Raw genomic sequence first — 16,545 nt, 5'->3', positions numbered from 1 at the left:
GCGGTTGGTTTGTTTTACGTATAGGATGTCGGCATGCTATTCGAAGAGGAATCCAAAGCCTTTTACACCGTCTCCGGGCTTACGGCTCTCATCAAGGAGCGGCTCGAAAGCGGCTTCTCATCGGTTGCGGTGGAGGGCGAGATATCGAATTTTCGTCCCTCTGCAGCCGGCCATTGGTATTTTTCCCTTAAGGATCAGGACGCGGTCATCAGTGCTGTCATGTTTCGGGGAAAGAGTGCGAGGGTCGATTTCTACCCGGAAGACGGGATAACGGTCAAGATAAGCGGAAATCTCTCTGTCTATGAAAAACGCGGGAACTACCAGATCATATGCGACACCATGGTCCGTTCGGGCGAGGGGGCTATCCTTGCGATGCTGGAAGAACGCAAACGCAGGCTTGCCGCCGAGGGATTGTTCGACCTGGAGAAGAAGAAACCCATCCCACCCTTTCCAGCGCGGGTCGCGGTGATCACCAGTCCCACGGGAGCCGCCCTACGTGACATTCTGCAGGTACTGGGGCGTCGAGGTGCAGGGGTCGATATCACCATTTTACCTACCTTGGTTCAGGGAGACGGAGCCGCCGAGCAGATAGCGGCCCAAATCAGAAGGGCGAATCGCTACAACATGGGAGAGGTCATCATCATCGGACGGGGAGGCGGCAGTCTCGAAGACCTCTTGCCCTTTAGTGAAGAAGCGGTGGCCAGGGCAGTTGCCGAAAGCACGATTCCCATCATCTCAGCGGTCGGGCATGAGACGGATACGGCCCTTTCGGATCTTGCGGCTGACCTCAGGGCCCCCACCCCCTCGGCCGCGGCGGAACTTGTCTGCGAGGAACGTGAAGCGTTGTTGCTGAGGGTCGGGGCTATCGCGGGAGAGATGCGAGATAATCTGCTTCGCGGCGCAGAAAAGGCAAGAATCCTCCTTCAGCGTTTCTCAGGCGAGGAGATGAAAGAGCGGATGCAGCGACTGCTCCAACCGCGGCGCCTTGAGCTTGACGATCAACGGGAAGAGGCGGTCAGGGCCATAGGCGAGAAGATAACGGCTGAGCGCCATCGCCTGGCCCTGATTATCAAGGAGCTGGAGACATCAAACCCCCTGGCAATTCTCCAAAAGGGGTATGCGGTGGTAAGCCGAAAACGGGATAACGGCCTGGTTACCGACGCAGCGGAAGAGAGGCTTGGGGAAGCACTTTGCATTCGCTTGGCAAAGGGGTCGGTAGATGCAACGATAGAGGAGATACACAGTGAAAAGCTTTGAAGAACGGATGGCCCGACTTGAAGAACTAAATGATCAACTGAGAAAAGGGAGCCTTTCCCTGGCTGAAGCGATGGCAACCTTCGAAGAGGGAATGGACCTTGCAAAGGGGCTTGAAAAGGAGCTTTCGAAGATAGAACGGAGGATCGAAATACTCGTCAATGAACCGGAAGCCCCGGACGAAACACCGAACCTGGAGCTTTTCGGGCAGTAGTCGCTTCAAGCCGACAGCCGTTAAGGCTGCCGCGATGTCAGGGGAGCAAGATCGATGCGATCTCCCTCCCTTACACCGGCAGTCTCGAATGCTCCGCGGTTCAGCTCTATGGCATATCTGACCGACCTTGAAGAGTATACCGGTTGCAGATCATGCGGTATCATCGGCAGAATATCGACAATGGTACCTGAGCCGTCGAGGTAGGCAATGGAGAGCGGAATTTCGGTATTCTTCATCCAGAATCCGAGCAGCTGATCGTGTTCAAAAACAAAGATCATGCCTCGATCCTCGGACAGTTTTTCGCGAAACATCAAACCCTTGACCCGCTCCTGCTGATCATCTGCGACTTCCAGGGTAAATTCTTTCGCGCCGATAAGCAGCTTGACGGTTTGTTCCCCCTTACAGCCGGAAAGCAGTACAAGGAAAAAACAGAAGCCGAAGAGAAACCTTACAGTTAGCCTCATCACCATTCCCGTTAAAATTGCCGCAAAAACCGATCCCTCGTCATTTCCTCGAAGGATTGGTCGATGGCCCCTGAGCGGCGAATCTCATCCAGAAGCTCTGTATCAAGATACTTCACCCGAAGCCCCTTACGCTCCAGAATGAAGGCATTCGTTTCGCCCTGCCACCGACTCTCATCCGGCGTAAAGACATTAGGGGGGCCATACTTGCCGACAAAGGTCGTATAGAGAGCGTAGTGATCCATCAGCTGCCCGTCAATATCGAGAACAATGGAGTAGAGTCGATCATCATGAAATTGCAGGTATGCCCGGCGAATAAAACCAAGACCGCCGGTTTCGATCATCCGCTCGTTGGGATTCCGCAGCATGGAGACATCGGCTTTCCCCCGATAAGAAAAATTCGGATCGCGTTTGAGAGCCTCTTCAGCATCCGCAAAGGAGAGGCCCAATTGAATTTCTCCGAAACCGGTAGGAGGAGGATCGTGCTGTGCCTGATCCGCGTTCTGGGCCCAGATCATAGAGGTACGGCAAAAAGTCGAGAGAAAAAGAAGGATAAAAAGCAGATATGGCAGCCGCAACCTCATACCTCCATATTCGGCCAAAATCAGGCAGGATCTTACCGGAATTTTGGTTATAATAGAGGCATGAAACCTCTTCGTATTTCGGCGGCGGTCATAGGCCTGAGCGTACTATTGCTCCTGGAAGGATGTACCTCCTATTCAGGTCCTGCCATTCGTAAGGCAGCCGCGGCCGGTCCCTCATCAGCTATCGAGAGTTCCTACCAACAGCAGCATTTCGAAGAGGCCGACCAGGGGGTACGTATCGTCACCATTCCCACGGGTGCACGGATCAAGGTGGATGGAAAGGTAAAGGGAAATAGCCCGCTTCTTCTGGACCTTCCGACGGGCAATTATCTGATCGAGGCGGAAAAAAGCGGCTATAGAAGAGCCTCGATTTCCCTCTCCCATATCGGCGATGAGTATACAAAGGTCGAACTATCTCTCAAAGCGATAGAGGGTTCCCTGCTGATAGAAACGACCCCTCAGGATGCCGAAATTCACAGCGGATGGAAAACCTTCACGCCGGGCAAAGAGGAACAACTCGGGGTTGGTAGTTACGAACTTGAGATCGGTGCCTTCGGCTATGAAACGGAACGGAAAACGGTGGCCGTTGAAGAAGGAAAGCTTAGCCGTATATCGATCGATCTTGTACCGGTTCCCTTTGTTTTTGAACAGATATCCGCTACGCGGAAGCGATTTGACCCGACAGATCCAGGCACATATGGCAGCGTCATCGCCTCTGTTACCGTGTCTGCCCCGGGCGACGGAAGCATGATCATCGTCGGCCAAGGGGGAGAGATCGTGGCAGGCCCCTTCCCGGTGCGCTTTACCCGGAGCTTAAATAGAATCGTCTGGGATGGCAGGGATACGAAGGGGCAGATAGCGAGGGAGGGCGAATATCGGCTTGTGATCACGGCAATGCAGGGGGATCTTCCCTTGAGTGTTGAAACTCCGATAGCGGTGGACCGCAGCATCGATCTGCGCTCCCGTCCGGTCTACAACGGTGCGGCAGGAACGCTTTTCTGCCCTCTGCCGCCGAGCCTTCCGCAAGGGAGCCTCCAGGCGGGGATGATCTTTTTAGCCCACGCAGGAGGATCCGACTACCAGATCCCTGCTGTAGCTTCCCTGCGATATGCACGAAAAAAGGGAGAGGAGATAGTCATCTCCGGCGGTATGATCGCCCGTAATCCGGGGAGCGATATTCCTTTCGGAAGCCTTTCGTGGTCAAAAACCCTTTTCCAAGGTGAAGGGAACGTAGTTCCGGAGGCAGCCGCTCTGGTGAAGGGGGGATATTTCCACAACAGTTCGATCGATCCTTGTACCAATTTTACCGGTATATCCCTGAGCCTCCCCTTTTCGCTCTCCCTATCCCCGATACGCGTGGCTCTGGCTCCCGAACTTATGGTCAGCACCGAACGGATTGGTGATGAGGAAGAAGAAAGCGAAGGGAGGGTGACGGCCTGGGCCTATGGAAGGGGGGCCATTCTGCTGGATGCAGGTCCCTTTAGCCTTGCCTTTTCCACGGCGATACGAAGCAAGAGCCTTGAGAAAGGGGTTGCAGCGGCATGGCCCATCTCCTCGGGGCTCGAATTGCACTGGCTGTTGCCAAACAGCATTACCACAATCTCTCTTGCTTCAGGCATCGAGTGGAATCCCGAATCGGGAGAGTGGGACTACAGTGCCGGTGGGGGAATATGGATCATCCCGTAAAGCGGCCCCAAGGGCAAAGCCCCGAAGCAAGGCTCATCTCGCTCCTGCATTCCCTATCCGCTACAGAATCATCCAATCGCTTGATGCGTCGTTCGGATCGGGAACTTGCCATCGTCGCTCTTTTCCTGGAAGAAGAAAACTACCGCTTTCTTTTCGGTTTACTGGGAAGGGAGAAACAAAAGCGGGTCGAGAATGAACGACGTTACGTATCGAGGTTGGGGCTGCGATATCCCGACTATCGGAAAAGCATCGAGCTTCTCATCGCTGCCTTAAGCGGGAGGAGTAATGAACAACTGCACAGTTACATCAGGCCGAGAAAAAATCGGTAGACATCGTCCTTTTTGGAAGGCATATCAGGGTTTTACCCCTACCCTGCCGGTATAATCGACACGGGAAAGAAGAGGGGCATCTTCCCTTCCTCCAAAATAGTCGTCCACAGCCTTTCGGGCACCGGTAAAGTGGCCGTAATCATCGATAATGAGAACCCCTCCCCGTTGTAGACGGGGATAAAGCACTTCGAGCTCCACTCGGGTAGATGCATACCAATCGGTATCGAGACGAAGTAAGGCGACGGGGCCCGCTTCATGGGAAAAGGGGGGAAGGGTTTCTTCGACGTCCCCCTCAACAAGATGGAGCCGTTGCGGGGGATAGCCTATGGAAAGAATACGTTCGGCTACCTCCTTCCTGCCTACTGCCCAGTCGGCAAAGTCCTGTCGCTTCCATCGCCCTTTAACAGACTCGCCGCTCCAGGCGATCTTATCCTCTTCTCCCGGTTCGGGCATGCCCCGAAAGGTATCAAACAGATAGATATCCCTCGGCCTAGCCCCCTCCGCAAGAATGGTCAGGGCCATCAGGAGGGCAGATCCCCCCTTCCAAACCCCACACTCGATGAAAGAACCGGGAAGTTTTCGATTCAAAAGGTGAAGGACACTGCGATAGAGGGCGTACCCCCGTTCAAGGCTGGTCATGGTAAAGGGTTCGACCCGGCGCCAAAGAGAGAAAAAAGCTTCCTCCATGTCGGAACGAAACTGCATGGGAGCCTCGACTCCCCAGCCTCTGCTTTGAAGCAGTTCGGCGGCGGAGCGCTCGTCTTCACCGATGGGCTGTCCCATCACGAAGCCCCCTTTCCCGAAGCATCGGCAGAAGGAATTTCGATCCCGGCGGAAGCGAGCAAGTCGAGGAACTCCTCCTCGGAGAGGACCTCCACTCCAAGGCTTCTTGCCTTTGTCAACTTGCTGCCCCCCCCTTCTCCGGCGAGGAGGTGGCTTGTCTTCCCCGAGACCGAACTTACCACCGATCCTCCGAAACGGGAGACCAGTTCCATAGCCTTACCCCTGGGATTGAAGTGCTGAAAACTCCCGGTGACACACCAACTCTGCCCGGCGAAGATAAGCTGTTCGGAGGCAATGGAGAGTTTCTCTTCTTCCTCCATTGCCAGGCCCACCTCTGCAAGTTCATTGATCCGTTTGCGTACAGCCTCGCGACCGAGCTCTTCAAAGATTGTATCCACGGTCTTTTCACCTATACCCTTTACCGCAATCAAGGCATCGCGATTTTTTTGGTCCACAAGGGCATAGATAGCTTTCATGGAACGAAAACCGGCGGAGATGAGCAGCTCGATAACCTTTTTCCCCATTTCCGGGATTCCGACGGAGGCAAGGACCGTATGAAAGGGGCGCGTAAGACTTTTCTCAAGCCCCCGTCTTATCGCCTCGATCTTTTTTTCGCCGAAGCCCGGATAGGGGAGCAGTCTCTCATAATCGAAACGGTAAAGATCGGCAGGCTCACTGACGAAACCTTCGCGTATCATGAGGTCCACCGTCTCGGGGCCCAGACCATCGATATCCATCTGTCCGGCGGCAATAAAAAAGAAAAGTCGCCCTCGCACCTGGTCGGGACAAGAGAGGTTCAAACAAAAAGTATGGGCTCCCTTTTTTTGCAGGCTGCTTCCGCAGGAGGGACAAAGAAGGGGCATGTTCCAGACGGGATTTCCGCTTTCATTTTTTGCCACCACCTCCTCTACCGCGGGGATCACATCGCCACGGCGGGAGATACTCACTTGATCGCCCACGGCAATCTCCAGCATATCAACGTAATCCTGGTTATGGAGGGTGACGTTGCTGATGGTGGAACCACCTACAAATACTGGTTCCACCCGTGCGACCGGGGTGATTCGCCCGGTGCGTCCCACCTGGATATCTATCGACTTGATGATGCTAGTGCCGGTAGGGCTTTCAAATTTGTATGCAATGGCCCAGCGGGGATGGTGTCCCGTATAGCCGAGGCGATCCCGCACATCCAGCTCATTTATTTTAACGACAAGACCGTCGATCTCATAGTCGAGGCTTCCCCGCTCTTCGGTACTCGTACGCACATACCCCTCAAGCTCATCCCAGGTTCCGCTCTGCCAGTCCGGGTGACGCCTGGAAAAGTCGGCAAGGTCCGTTCGGTTGGTAAAGATTCCGACACGTCGATTGGTCCTGAAACCGAGGGATTGAAGATATTCCAGAATTTCCAGATGACTTTTGGGTCCGTCGGAAAAGAACCCTTCATAGACGAAGATCGTAAGGGGTACCTCTGCGACTTCCCGGCTTTTGACCCGCCGAAGGGTTCCGGCGGCAAGGTTCCGGGGATTCACATAGAGATTTCCCATCTTCCGATTCAAGCTTTCGAAGGAGGCCTTGGGCAGATAGATCTCACCGCGCACGGCAATATCGACCGCTTCGGTGAGACGGAGAGGCACGGAACCTATGGTCCTGACATTGTCGGTTACATCGTTACCGACATAACCGTTTCCCCGGGTGACAGCCCTCTCCAGGATCCCGCCCCGATAGTAAAGTACAATGGAAACCCCGTCGATCTTCTCTTCGACGACAAAGGAGAGACCCGAGGCCTCCCTGCCGCTGGTGCGCCCCATCCAGCCGAGTAACTCTTCGACACTGTAGGCCTTATCCAGACTGAGCACGGGAACGCGATGTTCCACTTCCGGAAAATCGGAAGAAAGATCGCTTCCGACCCGAAGGGTAGGAGAATCCTCACGTTTTAGTTCCGGCCACTGCTCTTCCAATTCCTGAAGCCGAAGGAAGAGCCGGTCGTATTCGGTATCGGAAACCTCAGGCTTGCCTTCAATATAGTAGGCACGGTTATAACGGAAAAGGAGATCCGCAAGCCTGCGGACCTCCTCGGTTGCCTTCTCTTTCTGCTTCTGTACCTCGTCGTTCATTGCCGCGGTTTAGTTCCCCTTTCGTAAAAATGCGTCACGGTAACCACCGGCTCTGAAACTGAGCAGCAGTGCGCCGCTCTCGTCCTTGCGTAAAGGCCCCACCATCACACGATAGCCGGCTCCGTCGTCTTTGGGATGGATGGTTACAGGATAGGTGGAAGCGAGGGATTGTGCAAGCCTTCCCGCCGCATCAGCCTCTTTAACCACCGCGATCTGCAGATAGTAGGCATGCTCATCCAGGTCCCTGACGAGGTAGGAATCAATGGGAACCGGTGCGGAAGTCGTTTGGGGTACAGTCGCTTTCGACTCGGACGATGTATCGACCGCCACAGCCGCTTTTTCGGCTTCAGGGAGCGTTTCGATTGCCGCTTTCTTTGACGCTTCCTCTGCATCAAGTTCCGCCGTATCGACCTGGGGAGGCCTGGCGTCGGCGCTCTCGATTACAAGTTCGGCATCTTCGGGTATGGGACCGGCACTTTCACCCTCGTCGACCATCACAGAGGCAATCTGCCGTTCGGGAGGGGCGGGAACCGCGGCCCCGGCATCCTTTTCAGACTCCGTCTCGGCAGGCGGACGAGGACCGTCACCCTCTGCAAGGAGCGGTCCCGCGGGTATCTCTTCCTTTCCCGGCTCCTCACCCTTTTCCGCAAGGGAAGGCTCGGCAAGAGCAGAAACATCGGCACGCTCCTCGGCTTCGGGGGCAACCCGTTCTTCGGCCGATGCAAGAAGGAGGCCGGAAGATATCGATTCCGCCGACTCGGGAAGCGGAGGAATATCTGATACCGCAATCCGGTAGGACCCGTTTGTGGGAGCCTTGCCTGCCATAAGCCGGTCTTCACGCGGCCGAGGTACGAGAGGGGTATCGACACGATCCCAGCCGGTCCCATCGGTCCCTGCTGCATTGAGAACGGGAAGAGCAAGGATCCTTACCGGTCTGGAAGAGGAGGCAACTTCACCGGCCGAACCTTCAGCCGCAAGGGCCTGGCTCCCTTCCCTCACCTCGGGTTCGGGAAGCGACGACCAGCCATATCCCGATTCAACCGAAGAGGGTTCCGTTCCGGAGGGAAGAGAGGCTATGACGGGACCGCTGATCCCCGGCCCAGAGGAAGCCGATTCGACTGGGGAACCGGCCGGTGGCTCGGGCAAAGCCGGGCTTTCGACACCGACCCATTCTTTCGAATCATCGGAGGGAAGGCCCTCTGAAAGAGCAATCGCCCTGGGGATATCGGGTCCACTGGTATGTTCAGCCGGGGGAAGTGCTGATGCCTCTTTCGTTTCTTCCTCTTTTACGACAGGCTCGACCGCTTCCGCCTCGGGAGACTTCGAATCGCCAAGCGCTGTTTTTTCGGCTTCCGCGCCATCGGCAGCGGCCAGCTCTTCTTCAATAAAAGCGGCGATCATTGCCTGTTCCCCATCGGAAGGAACAGAAGCCGCTGGATTGATATCGGGATCGGGATTAGCAGATTGTTCGGCCGTACTACTTATGGGAACAGGATCTCCTGCGGGAATCTCAAGAACGGAAGCCCTGATCACATCATCCGAAGCCATCCCCACCTTTTCTGCCGCTTCGGGACTTAAAAGTAAAAAAATGTTGGGATTACTGAGGCCTTCGACGACCAGAACATCCACACTCTTCCCGGAAGAGGCATCCGTCACTCGAACGGTACTATTCTTGGGAAAGGCATTGGAGGCAGCATAGAGACCGGAGGCAGGCAATCTGCCATAATTACCGACGGCAATACTCCCTTCGAAAACTTCACCTTGTCCGATAAGCGTACCGGTATTCAGCGACAGGCATGCCACCATGAGAATGGTTGTCATGACTCTCAAACGTTTCATACTTTACTCCTCACATATCAGGCCGTTACAGCCGTTCCAAGACCACCGAAGCAAGCCCGGCCCCTGCTGTTTCAAGTGATTCCTCGTCCGACTCGGAAAAGGGGAAGCTCCCTTCACTCAGCTCGTGATCTCCGGCAACATCGTAGAGGCGGTACACGGCTTTTTCGGGGTCGTTGACATCCGCAACTGTAGTTGCAAAATCAATTCTGACCTCAAGCAGGTACTGTGCACCACAATTTTTCGCAATTCTGACCGAACTGGCTTCGAAGTCTTGATGATAGGCTACTTCATTCACCTCGGTCGAGAAGACAAGATGCCCCGCACCAAAGAGCCTGTCCATGATACCAGATTCACACAAGGTGGCGACCTCCTTCCCGAACAGCTTCGCCCCGGGATAGTGGGTCGAAACGAGAATGGATTCGCCGAAACCAAACAGGGGGAACATGGATGAGAGGATCACGCCGAGCACTACCACCCGTTTTGCATAATTTCGGTGCATAAGGACATCTCCTTTCCGCATAATGCTTCTCTATCTCAGAATATCGACATTTTTTTTGAAAGGATAACCAGAGAATGGGAAAATCCTTGCTCCGCTTGCACCGGCACCTCTTCCATGCTATTTTCATAGAGTTGTCAGAGTATCATAATGAACTATTATTCAATGCAGGTGATTACCCGCCAGGAAAAAAGGTTTATGCAGCTCGCCGAGAACGCAATCGCCCAGTTCGAAAAAGAGCAGGGAGTAGAGATCACCGGGAAACTGCTGTGGCCGAGAAGAAGCCTCAAAATCAGAAAACGAGGCAAAACGACGCAGGAACAGGCCCCGATCTTCCCCGGATACCTTTTCTGGCAGGCAGAAAGTTTGGAACCAGAGGTGTACTGGCTTTTGAAAAGGAACAGTGGTTTTATACGATTTCTTAAGAGTAATTACGACATAGAACCACTGACAGGAGCATCGAAAGAACTATTGGTTCACTTTCTTAACTATGGTGAGGTTGTCGGAACTTCGACGGTCACCTTTGGAACGGGAGATAGAATCGTAGTGCTAAGCGGCCCCATGAAGGGCTTAGAGGGGAACATCAGAAAAGTGAACAAAAGAAAAGGGCGGGCGAAGATAGAGCTGATGCTTTACGAGCAGTCGTTTCTTATAGATTTCGCCTTCGATGGTATCAAGAAAGCAGAAGGTAAAGAACATGAGTAAGGAAAAACGTCTTGCCATCGTCGGCGCGGGTTTCGCCGGGAGAGAAATTGCCGGGGAGATAGAACATAAGGGCGTATTTGGGAAGGTTGTTGTTTTTCTTGACGATGACGGCGAAAAGGTCGGGGGCCTTCTGGACGGGATTCCTGTGGAAGGGCCTGTTGTGGATGCCCCGGAGATTCTGAAGCGAAACCGTGTTCAGGAGGCGCTTATTGCGGTTCCCGGAGCCACCGGTGAGCAGCTGAGGAAGATATACCTCGCCTTAAAACGTGCGGATCTTGAAAGGATCAGAATCCTTCCGGGAATCAGCCAGATCGTTGACGGAGATGCCCACCTGATTCAAACGCGGGAATTGAGCGCGCAGGACCTGCTGGGCCGTAATCCGGTCCTTATCCCCTTAAAAGAGAGTCTTTTCTACCTTCGGGGAAAGCGGGTCCTTATAACGGGAGCCGGCGGCAGTATCGGGGGAGAGCTTGCCAGACAGCTTCTTTCGGGAGGAGCGCAACGTCTATACCTTTTCGACCACGGCGAAAACAATGTCTATGAAATCGAGAAGGAACTGAGGCTCCTCCAGGAAGAGGGAGTCGGCGAAGCGGCTACCATCGTACCCGTTATTGGAGATCTAAAAGACCGCGACTACATGCATTTCATTATCAAGAGGCTCCGGGCGGATGTCATTTTTCACTGTGCCGCTTACAAGCATGTTCCGCTTACCGAAGCAAATCCGGTAGAGGGGATAAAAAACAACGTATTTGGAACCCTCAACATTGTGGATGCGGCCCTGGAGGCGGGAACCAGCCGCTTTGTGCTGGTATCTACCGATAAGGCCGTAGCACCCTCCTGTGTATACGGAGCAACAAAGACCATTGCGGAAGAGATCGTACTGAGCAGAAACGGACGCGGCGGCGGGGCCTTTATGGTCGTCAGATTTGGGAATGTACTTGCCAGCAGAGGCAGCATCGTTCCCCTCTTTACAAAACAGATTCTGAAGGGGGGGCCGGTAACCATTACAGATCCAAAGGTCTCCCGTTTTTTCATGACCATCCCGGAGGCAGCTTCCCTCGTGCTCAAAACCGGTGGTGTCGGAGAGGGAGGCAGCCTCTATATCCTTGATATGGGAGAACCCCTTTCCATAAAGGAGCTTGCAGAGCAGATGATACGCTTTTACGGCTACCGTCCACACGAAGAGATCGCCGTCCGCTACATAGGACTGAGGCCGGGAGAAAAACTGACCGAACGGCTCTGGCTCGAATCGGAATCCACCGAAGCGACCGACTTTCCCGGTATTCTTAGGCTTAAACGCCAGGCGAGCCTTCAATCGGACCTTGAAGAGCTGTTGGGCGAGCTTCGAAGCGTCTGTTTTCTTATCGGAGGGAAGGAACAGGAATACCGCAACAGAAAGCGGCTCAAGGAGATCCTCGATCCCCATTTCCCGTCGCTGATTCCGGTACCGAACGAGCCCGAATATTAAGGAGGCAAGAGGGTCACATGGAAACAAAGGAACAACAGCCCATTCCCTTTGCCCTTCCCGATATCGGTAGGGAGGAAGAGGAGGCGGTTCTTCGGGTCTTGAGAAGTGGGTGGCTTACGACTGGAAAAGAGGCTATTTCCTTTGAAAAGGAGTTTGCCGAAGCAGTGTCGGCACACTCGGCCCTGGCGGTAAACTCGGCCACGGCCGGACTACATCTTGCGGCAGAGGCCCTGGGGGTTTGCCCCGGTGATAAGGTTGTTACAACGCCCTTTACCTTTACATCGACCGCAGAAATTCTGCGCTACCTCGGTGCGGACCCGATTTTTGCGGATATCGACGAAGAAACCTTAACCATCGATCCCCGATGTGTTGCCGAAATTCTCGACAGAGAACCAAAGATAAAGGGCGTGATACCGGTTCACCTCGGGGGGCGGATGGCCGAAATGGACCGGATAGTGTCTGAGGCGAAAAAACGTGGTCTCTTTGTTATTGAAGACGCGGCCCACGCCTTTCCCCTCTCCTACAAGGGAAAAGCGGCGGGGACCATCGGTGATGCAGGTGTCTTTTCTTTTTATGCAACGAAGACTATTACTACCGGCGAGGGAGGAATGGTTGTCACCGACAATGAAGCATTGGCAAAACGAATGTCGGTAATGCGCCTGCACGGCATCGATCGTGATGTCTGGGATCGCTACTCCTCATCGAAAGGCTCCTGGCGCTATGCGGTGGTTGCCGCTGGTTACAAATACAATCTCACGGACCTTGCCGCCGCCATCGGAAGGGTTCAGCTGAAACGGGCACAGGAATTCAAGGAAAGGCGTTGCCGTATTGCTTCCTATTATGAGGCGGAATTGGGAGGCATAGAGGCGCTGAAACTACCGAAGCCCCCCGGCCGGAAAGAGGACCATGCCTGGCACCTCTTCATCGTGCGGCTTCGCCCCGGATACTCGGCAATCGACAGGGACGGGATGGTGGAGGCATTGAAGGCCCGGGGTATCGGAACCTCCGTCCATTACATCGCCCTTCACCTCATGCCCTATTATCGTAGCCGCTATAATCTTAGTCCGGAGCAATTTCCCGTTGCCACGGCGGTATCAAACAGCTGTTTTAGTCTGCCGATCTACCCCTCCATGAGCGACGGGCAGGTTGAGCGGGTTGTCGAGGCGATCAAGGAGCTTCTTTCTCCAAACAGGAGGAGGACGCAAACTCAATGAGCATGGGATTTGCCGACGATCTTAGTGAGCCGGGAATGCTCTACCTTCGGCCCATCCTTTCGACCATCCCCAAGGGGAATATCGCTTCGATCAGATACCCCGACCAAGGGCCAGGCCTATTTCTCTACAAGGAATCCGATATTCCCGGGGCCAAGAGCATGGAAATATATGGAGAACAGATGCCCGTGCTTTCGGGAAGCGAGGTACACTACGAAGGCGAAGCCATCTGTCTTATCCTCGGCGAGACCCCCGAAGTCCTGGAAGAAGCGGAAAAACAGATCATCATTGATTACGAAAGCAACTATACCCTTGAAGACTTCGACCATCCAAGACAAGAGCAATTTTTCGAGGAGACGGTTCTAAAGCGGGGAAGTGCGGAAAAGGCCTTTGCCACTGCCCATCAAATTGTTGAAGGTGAATACCTTCAGCAGGATCCGATCCGGGATGCCATGGCTCCGATAGGAGCCTTGGCGGTGGAGAAGGAAGGGGTCCTTGAGATAAAGGTAAGCAGCCTCTGGCCGGAGCAGGTAAAGAAAAGTGTCTCCGAGATTTTGGATATTCCTCAGACGATGATCAGGATCAAACCGGTCAATCCCTTTCCAACCGACGGCGAAAAGATCATGCTTCCCAGCCTCATTGCAGTCTGGGCGGCCCTGGGATGCCGCCTTACCGGCAGGGCGGTGAAGGTTGCCTGGGATGTGCCTCCCACCCCCCTTCCCTTTCTCCGTTCTCCCAGAAGCCGGATTGCCTTTCAGACAGCCCTTGATGAAAAGGGAAACGTTGTGGGAGAAAACATCGATGCCTCCATCGATCTCGGAGCTTTTTCCTTTTTATCTAAAGAGATGCTGACGAGGCTGGTTATCGGGATCGCGGGAAGCCGCTATACCCCGAATACCTTGATCAGGGCCCGCGGAGTAAGAACCTCTCTCTCCCCGACCCGACTCCGTTGCGGTTTCGGTATCATTCCCGGTCTCTTTTCCAGAGAGGTCCATGAAGCGAGAATCGCCCAACTTCTTGGGAAAGATCCCGCAGACAGGAAACTGGAGGCTGCGGACAAGAAGCGAATTCCAACCGGCGGAAGCCTCAAAAGGAGAAGTGATCGACTTCTCATCCAACAGGTCTGCTCCGCCTCGGACTTTCATAGAAAGCATGCCGCCTACCAGCTGATGAAGAAACGGCCCGCAATCCCGGGAAGAGGGGGAATCTTCCGGGGCATAGGCATTGCCAGCGGCTTTACCGGAGACGGATTTACCGCAAAACCTGCGGGAAGAGAGCCTTGGAGCGTCTCGGTGCTCCTCGACAAGAACGACAAACTCACCATCCAGACCAGGGCAGGTGCCTTTCCCGGTTCGGTGAAAGCCCTATGGAAGCATCGGGCCGGCGAAATTCTCGGCATTAATCCGGAACTGATCGACATTGATCCAATCTGGCAGGATCTCGGCGGTAACGGGCCCCTGGTGTGTGGACAACGCCTTTCCGTGACGACCACCCTGGTGGAGCAGTGCTGCAATGCCATCAAACGGCAGCGCTTTAATGTACCCCTACCCATCAATGTCAGGAAAAACTTTCGCTCCCCCTCTCAGGCGGTATGGGACAGAGAAAAACTCAAAGGAACGCCCTTCCACCGTCTTACCTGGGGAGCCATGGTGGTGGAAGTAGATCTTGACCCCTTCAGTTGGCAACCCTCAATCCGGGGAATCTGGTGTGCCATAGACTGCGGAAACGTATACGACCGAAAAGAGGCATCATCGGCTGTAAGAACGGCAATCACAAGGAGTCTGAGACGCTGCACAAATGGGGATCTCCTGATAAGCAGGAGAGCAAGGGAGGCTGGAATATTCGAAGAGACGGAGCAGCTGTCGATGTATCCCATCGAAATCTCTTTTTCTGAAAATAGAACGGCACAACCATCCGGTGTCGCCCAGATCCCCGGAGCCCTTTTCCCCTCGGCCTTTGTATCTGCCGTAAGCCAGGCCACGGGAATCTATTTGGACACGCTTCCCATTACTCCCGAGTTGATCCACTCATTTATGGTAAAAGGGGAGGAGGAGTAATGGAATTTCGCTTTCTTCTTAACGGTAAAGCGGTTACGGTCAATGCCGCTCCGGAACAGATGCTTATAAACGTCCTTCGCAACTTTTTTCACATAGCCTCTGTCCGACGCGGTTGCGAGGGAGGACTATGCGGCATATGCTCGGTGCTGGTAGACGGTGTCCCCATCCAGTCCTGCCTCGTCCCCATGTTTCGTACCCCCGGGGCCGACATCATCACCGAAGAGGGTTTGCGGGAAAAGGGGGAATACAAAGACCTTCTGGCAGCCTTTGCCGAGGCCGACTACCACCCCTGCGACTACTGCAGGCCCTCGACAATGCTCATCGCCTACAGTATTCTTGAACGAAGTCTGGAACCAAAGGAAGCTGAAATTCTGGATGCTTTTTCCGGGAAGAGCTGTAGCTGCACCGATCCTGAAAAGATTGTCAAGGCGATCAGGAGCGCCGGACGTATCATAAAGGGGCATCTCCGTGCTTAGCGGTATCGCCCCAAGGGTCTTTTTGCCTGGCAACATGGCTGAACTCTTGGCCATCTATCGCCAAAATCCCAATGCCCTGCTATGGGCCGGTGGAACAGCTATCGGTGGCCTACGAAAAAACGATCCCCAATATGCACGGCCCAAAAAGATTATCAGCCTTGCAATGGTGAGTGAAATTGCAAAGGTAAGCAGAACCGAACGCTATCTGGAAATAGGAGCCGCAGTTCCCTACAATAAGATCCTTCAGGTCGGCCAGCATGTATTGCCCTCAGCCCTCAGCCAGGGGCTTTCGCTCCTTCGTCCCATGCCCCTGAGAAATTTGGCGACCCTCGGAGGCAATCTTGCCGTCCGAGGCCTGCGGCTGAACGCATACCCGATTCTTCTACTTCTGGATGCCCGCATAGAGCTGAGGAGGGAAGGTAGAAATCGTTGGATCACCATGCAGCGGCTCTTCGACCGGGCAGGTAACCCTATCCTCGACAGCGGAGAACTCATTACCAGGATACGTATTCCCTTTGAAGAGTGGGACCTCGGTTATTTTCGCCAGATCGGAACACCGATGAACGACCTGCGGAGCTCTTTGAGCTTCTGCTGCACCGGGAAAATCGTCAAGGCGACGGTTTCCGATCTTCGCTGTGCCTTCGGTACCTTTTCGCCGCTGGTGATACGCAACCGCGAGTTAGAAGCCTTCCTCTCGGGTAAAAAGGTGCCCTTTACCCGTAAGGAGCGTGAAGAAGCCCTCGCAATGATGGAAAAAACCATTGCCGAAAGTCCCGGCATATCATCCTTCCAGAAAAACAGGGCGCGGGAACTTTTCGACTGGTTCATCCACGTGCTGCGGGAACCGGACTAAAATTCCCCCCATACTTTA

Annotated in this window: 16 protein-coding genes; 10 read left to right on the top strand and 6 right to left on the bottom strand. The window is 54.3% G+C overall.

The features are described 5' to 3' along the window. Positions 1 to 33 precede the first annotated feature (33 nt). Both xseA and xseB read left to right on the top strand, forming a co-directional pair. Positions 34 to 1,257, top strand: a complete 1,224-nt coding sequence (xseA, locus tag SPIRS_RS06785; protein WP_013253934.1) for an exodeoxyribonuclease VII large subunit — start codon at positions 34 to 36, stop codon at positions 1,255 to 1,257. Then, entirely contained in the window at positions 1,244 to 1,468 is a 225-nt protein-coding gene (gene xseB / locus SPIRS_RS06780; RefSeq protein WP_013253933.1) for an exodeoxyribonuclease VII small subunit, read from the top strand. The genes xseA and xseB overlap by 14 nt, the downstream gene beginning before the upstream one ends. Before the next feature lie 20 nt (positions 1,469 to 1,488). Here xseB and SPIRS_RS06775 read toward each other — a convergent pair whose 3' ends face one another. Both SPIRS_RS06775 and SPIRS_RS06770 read right to left on the bottom strand, forming a co-directional pair. After that, a complete protein-coding gene (locus tag SPIRS_RS06775; RefSeq protein WP_013253932.1) occupies positions 1,489 to 1,932 on the bottom strand; it encodes a DUF192 domain-containing protein in 444 nt (147 codons plus the stop codon). 11 nt (positions 1,933 to 1,943) lie between these two features. Next, complete coding sequence (locus SPIRS_RS06770) at positions 1,944 to 2,513, bottom strand: hypothetical protein (protein WP_041866001.1); 570 nt, start codon at positions 2,511 to 2,513, stop codon at positions 1,944 to 1,946. Positions 2,514 to 2,573: 60 nt separating this feature from the next. On the opposite strand from SPIRS_RS06770, the gene SPIRS_RS06765 reads away from it, so the two are divergent. Together SPIRS_RS06765 and SPIRS_RS06760 are read left to right on the top strand one after the other, a co-directional pair. Continuing rightward, complete coding sequence (locus SPIRS_RS06765) at positions 2,574 to 4,199, top strand: PEGA domain-containing protein (RefSeq protein WP_013253930.1); 1,626 nt, start codon at positions 2,574 to 2,576, stop codon at positions 4,197 to 4,199. Further along, positions 4,184 to 4,528 carry a hypothetical protein gene (locus SPIRS_RS06760; RefSeq protein ID WP_013253929.1) on the top strand — a complete coding sequence of 115 codons (345 nt, stop codon included), beginning with the start codon at positions 4,184 to 4,186 and terminating at the stop codon, positions 4,526 to 4,528. Before SPIRS_RS06765 ends, SPIRS_RS06760 begins: the two co-directional genes overlap by 16 nt. A gap of 24 nt (positions 4,529 to 4,552) precedes the next feature. Here SPIRS_RS06760 and SPIRS_RS06755 read toward each other — a convergent pair whose 3' ends face one another. Genes SPIRS_RS06755 through SPIRS_RS06740 form a run of 4 tightly spaced genes read right to left on the bottom strand, consistent with a single transcriptional unit; the run spans position 4,553 to position 9,760 of the window. Beyond that, the gene (locus SPIRS_RS06755; protein WP_013253928.1) at positions 4,553 to 5,311 is read right to left on the bottom strand and encodes a TylF/MycF/NovP-related O-methyltransferase; all 759 of its coding nucleotides are present in this window, start codon (positions 5,309 to 5,311) and stop codon (positions 4,553 to 4,555) included. Further along, the gene (ligA, locus tag SPIRS_RS06750) at positions 5,311 to 7,422 is read right to left on the bottom strand and encodes an NAD-dependent DNA ligase LigA (protein ID WP_013253927.1); all 2,112 of its coding nucleotides are present in this window, start codon (positions 7,420 to 7,422) and stop codon (positions 5,311 to 5,313) included. The genes SPIRS_RS06755 and ligA overlap by 1 nt, the downstream gene beginning before the upstream one ends. Before the next feature lie 9 nt (positions 7,423 to 7,431). Further along, positions 7,432 to 9,261: an SPOR domain-containing protein gene (locus tag SPIRS_RS06745; RefSeq protein WP_013253926.1), complete on the bottom strand. Its 1,830-nt coding sequence runs from the start codon at positions 9,259 to 9,261 to the stop codon at positions 7,432 to 7,434. Positions 9,262 to 9,286: 25 nt separating this feature from the next. Next, positions 9,287 to 9,760, bottom strand: a complete 474-nt coding sequence (locus tag SPIRS_RS06740; protein WP_148224042.1) for a hypothetical protein — start codon at positions 9,758 to 9,760, stop codon at positions 9,287 to 9,289. A 147-nt stretch (positions 9,761 to 9,907) separates the two neighbouring features. Between SPIRS_RS06740 and SPIRS_RS06735 the strand changes: the two genes are divergently transcribed. Genes SPIRS_RS06735 through SPIRS_RS06710 form a run of 6 tightly spaced genes read left to right on the top strand, consistent with a single transcriptional unit; the run spans position 9,908 to position 16,527 of the window. Next, positions 9,908 to 10,462 (top strand): transcription termination/antitermination NusG family protein, encoded by a 555-nt coding sequence (locus tag SPIRS_RS06735; RefSeq protein ID WP_013253924.1) that lies wholly within the window; start codon positions 9,908 to 9,910, stop codon positions 10,460 to 10,462. Further along, the gene (locus tag SPIRS_RS06730; RefSeq protein WP_013253923.1) at positions 10,455 to 11,930 is read left to right on the top strand and encodes a polysaccharide biosynthesis protein; all 1,476 of its coding nucleotides are present in this window, start codon (positions 10,455 to 10,457) and stop codon (positions 11,928 to 11,930) included. The genes SPIRS_RS06735 and SPIRS_RS06730 overlap by 8 nt, the downstream gene beginning before the upstream one ends. Before the next feature lie 17 nt (positions 11,931 to 11,947). After that, positions 11,948 to 13,144, top strand: coding sequence for a DegT/DnrJ/EryC1/StrS family aminotransferase (locus SPIRS_RS06725; RefSeq protein WP_013253922.1), 1,197 nt, complete (start codon positions 11,948 to 11,950; stop codon positions 13,142 to 13,144). After that, positions 13,141 to 15,198, top strand: a complete 2,058-nt coding sequence (locus tag SPIRS_RS06720) for a xanthine dehydrogenase family protein molybdopterin-binding subunit (RefSeq protein ID WP_013253921.1) — start codon at positions 13,141 to 13,143, stop codon at positions 15,196 to 15,198. Before SPIRS_RS06725 ends, SPIRS_RS06720 begins: the two co-directional genes overlap by 4 nt. Then, the gene (locus SPIRS_RS06715) at positions 15,198 to 15,674 is read left to right on the top strand and encodes a (2Fe-2S)-binding protein (protein WP_013253920.1); all 477 of its coding nucleotides are present in this window, start codon (positions 15,198 to 15,200) and stop codon (positions 15,672 to 15,674) included. The genes SPIRS_RS06720 and SPIRS_RS06715 overlap by 1 nt, the downstream gene beginning before the upstream one ends. Further along, on the top strand, positions 15,667 to 16,527 hold the full coding sequence (locus SPIRS_RS06710) for an FAD binding domain-containing protein (RefSeq protein ID WP_013253919.1): 861 nt from the start codon (positions 15,667 to 15,669) through the stop codon (positions 16,525 to 16,527). The genes SPIRS_RS06715 and SPIRS_RS06710 overlap by 8 nt, the downstream gene beginning before the upstream one ends. Positions 16,528 to 16,545 lie beyond the last annotated feature (18 nt).

The sequence above is a fragment of the Sediminispirochaeta smaragdinae DSM 11293 genome (assembly GCF_000143985.1).
Classification (GTDB): Bacteria; Spirochaetota; Spirochaetia; order DSM-16054; family Sediminispirochaetaceae; genus Sediminispirochaeta; species Sediminispirochaeta smaragdinae.
The sequence above is the reverse complement of the archived record's forward strand: the minus strand, read 5'-3'. Positions and strand labels throughout refer to the sequence as shown.

Excerpts from the sequence above, each read along its gene's own strand:
- xseA (WP_013253934.1), top strand. The coding sequence starts at position 34 with ATGCTATTCGAAGAGGAATCCAAAGCCTTTTACACCGTCTCCGGGCTT.
- SPIRS_RS06775 (WP_013253932.1), bottom strand. The coding sequence starts at position 1,932 with ATGAGGCTAACTGTAAGGTTTCTCTTCGGCTTCTGTTTTTTCCTTGTA.
- SPIRS_RS06770 (WP_041866001.1), bottom strand. The coding sequence starts at position 2,513 with ATGAGGTTGCGGCTGCCATATCTGCTTTTTATCCTTCTTTTTCTCTCG.
- SPIRS_RS06765 (WP_013253930.1), top strand. The coding sequence starts at position 2,574 with ATGAAACCTCTTCGTATTTCGGCGGCGGTCATAGGCCTGAGCGTACTA.
- SPIRS_RS06760 (WP_013253929.1), top strand. The coding sequence starts at position 4,184 with ATGGATCATCCCGTAAAGCGGCCCCAAGGGCAAAGCCCCGAAGCAAGG.
- SPIRS_RS06755 (WP_013253928.1), bottom strand. The coding sequence starts at position 5,311 with ATGGGACAGCCCATCGGTGAAGACGAGCGCTCCGCCGCCGAACTGCTT.
- ligA (WP_013253927.1), bottom strand. The coding sequence starts at position 7,422 with ATGAACGACGAGGTACAGAAGCAGAAAGAGAAGGCAACCGAGGAGGTC.
- SPIRS_RS06745 (WP_013253926.1), bottom strand. The coding sequence starts at position 9,261 with ATGAAACGTTTGAGAGTCATGACAACCATTCTCATGGTGGCATGCCTG.
- SPIRS_RS06740 (WP_148224042.1), bottom strand. The coding sequence starts at position 9,760 with ATGCACCGAAATTATGCAAAACGGGTGGTAGTGCTCGGCGTGATCCTC.
- SPIRS_RS06735 (WP_013253924.1), top strand. The coding sequence starts at position 9,908 with ATGAACTATTATTCAATGCAGGTGATTACCCGCCAGGAAAAAAGGTTT.
- SPIRS_RS06730 (WP_013253923.1), top strand. The coding sequence starts at position 10,455 with ATGAGTAAGGAAAAACGTCTTGCCATCGTCGGCGCGGGTTTCGCCGGG.
- SPIRS_RS06725 (WP_013253922.1), top strand. The coding sequence starts at position 11,948 with ATGGAAACAAAGGAACAACAGCCCATTCCCTTTGCCCTTCCCGATATC.
- SPIRS_RS06720 (WP_013253921.1), top strand. The coding sequence starts at position 13,141 with ATGAGCATGGGATTTGCCGACGATCTTAGTGAGCCGGGAATGCTCTAC.
- SPIRS_RS06715 (WP_013253920.1), top strand. The coding sequence starts at position 15,198 with ATGGAATTTCGCTTTCTTCTTAACGGTAAAGCGGTTACGGTCAATGCC.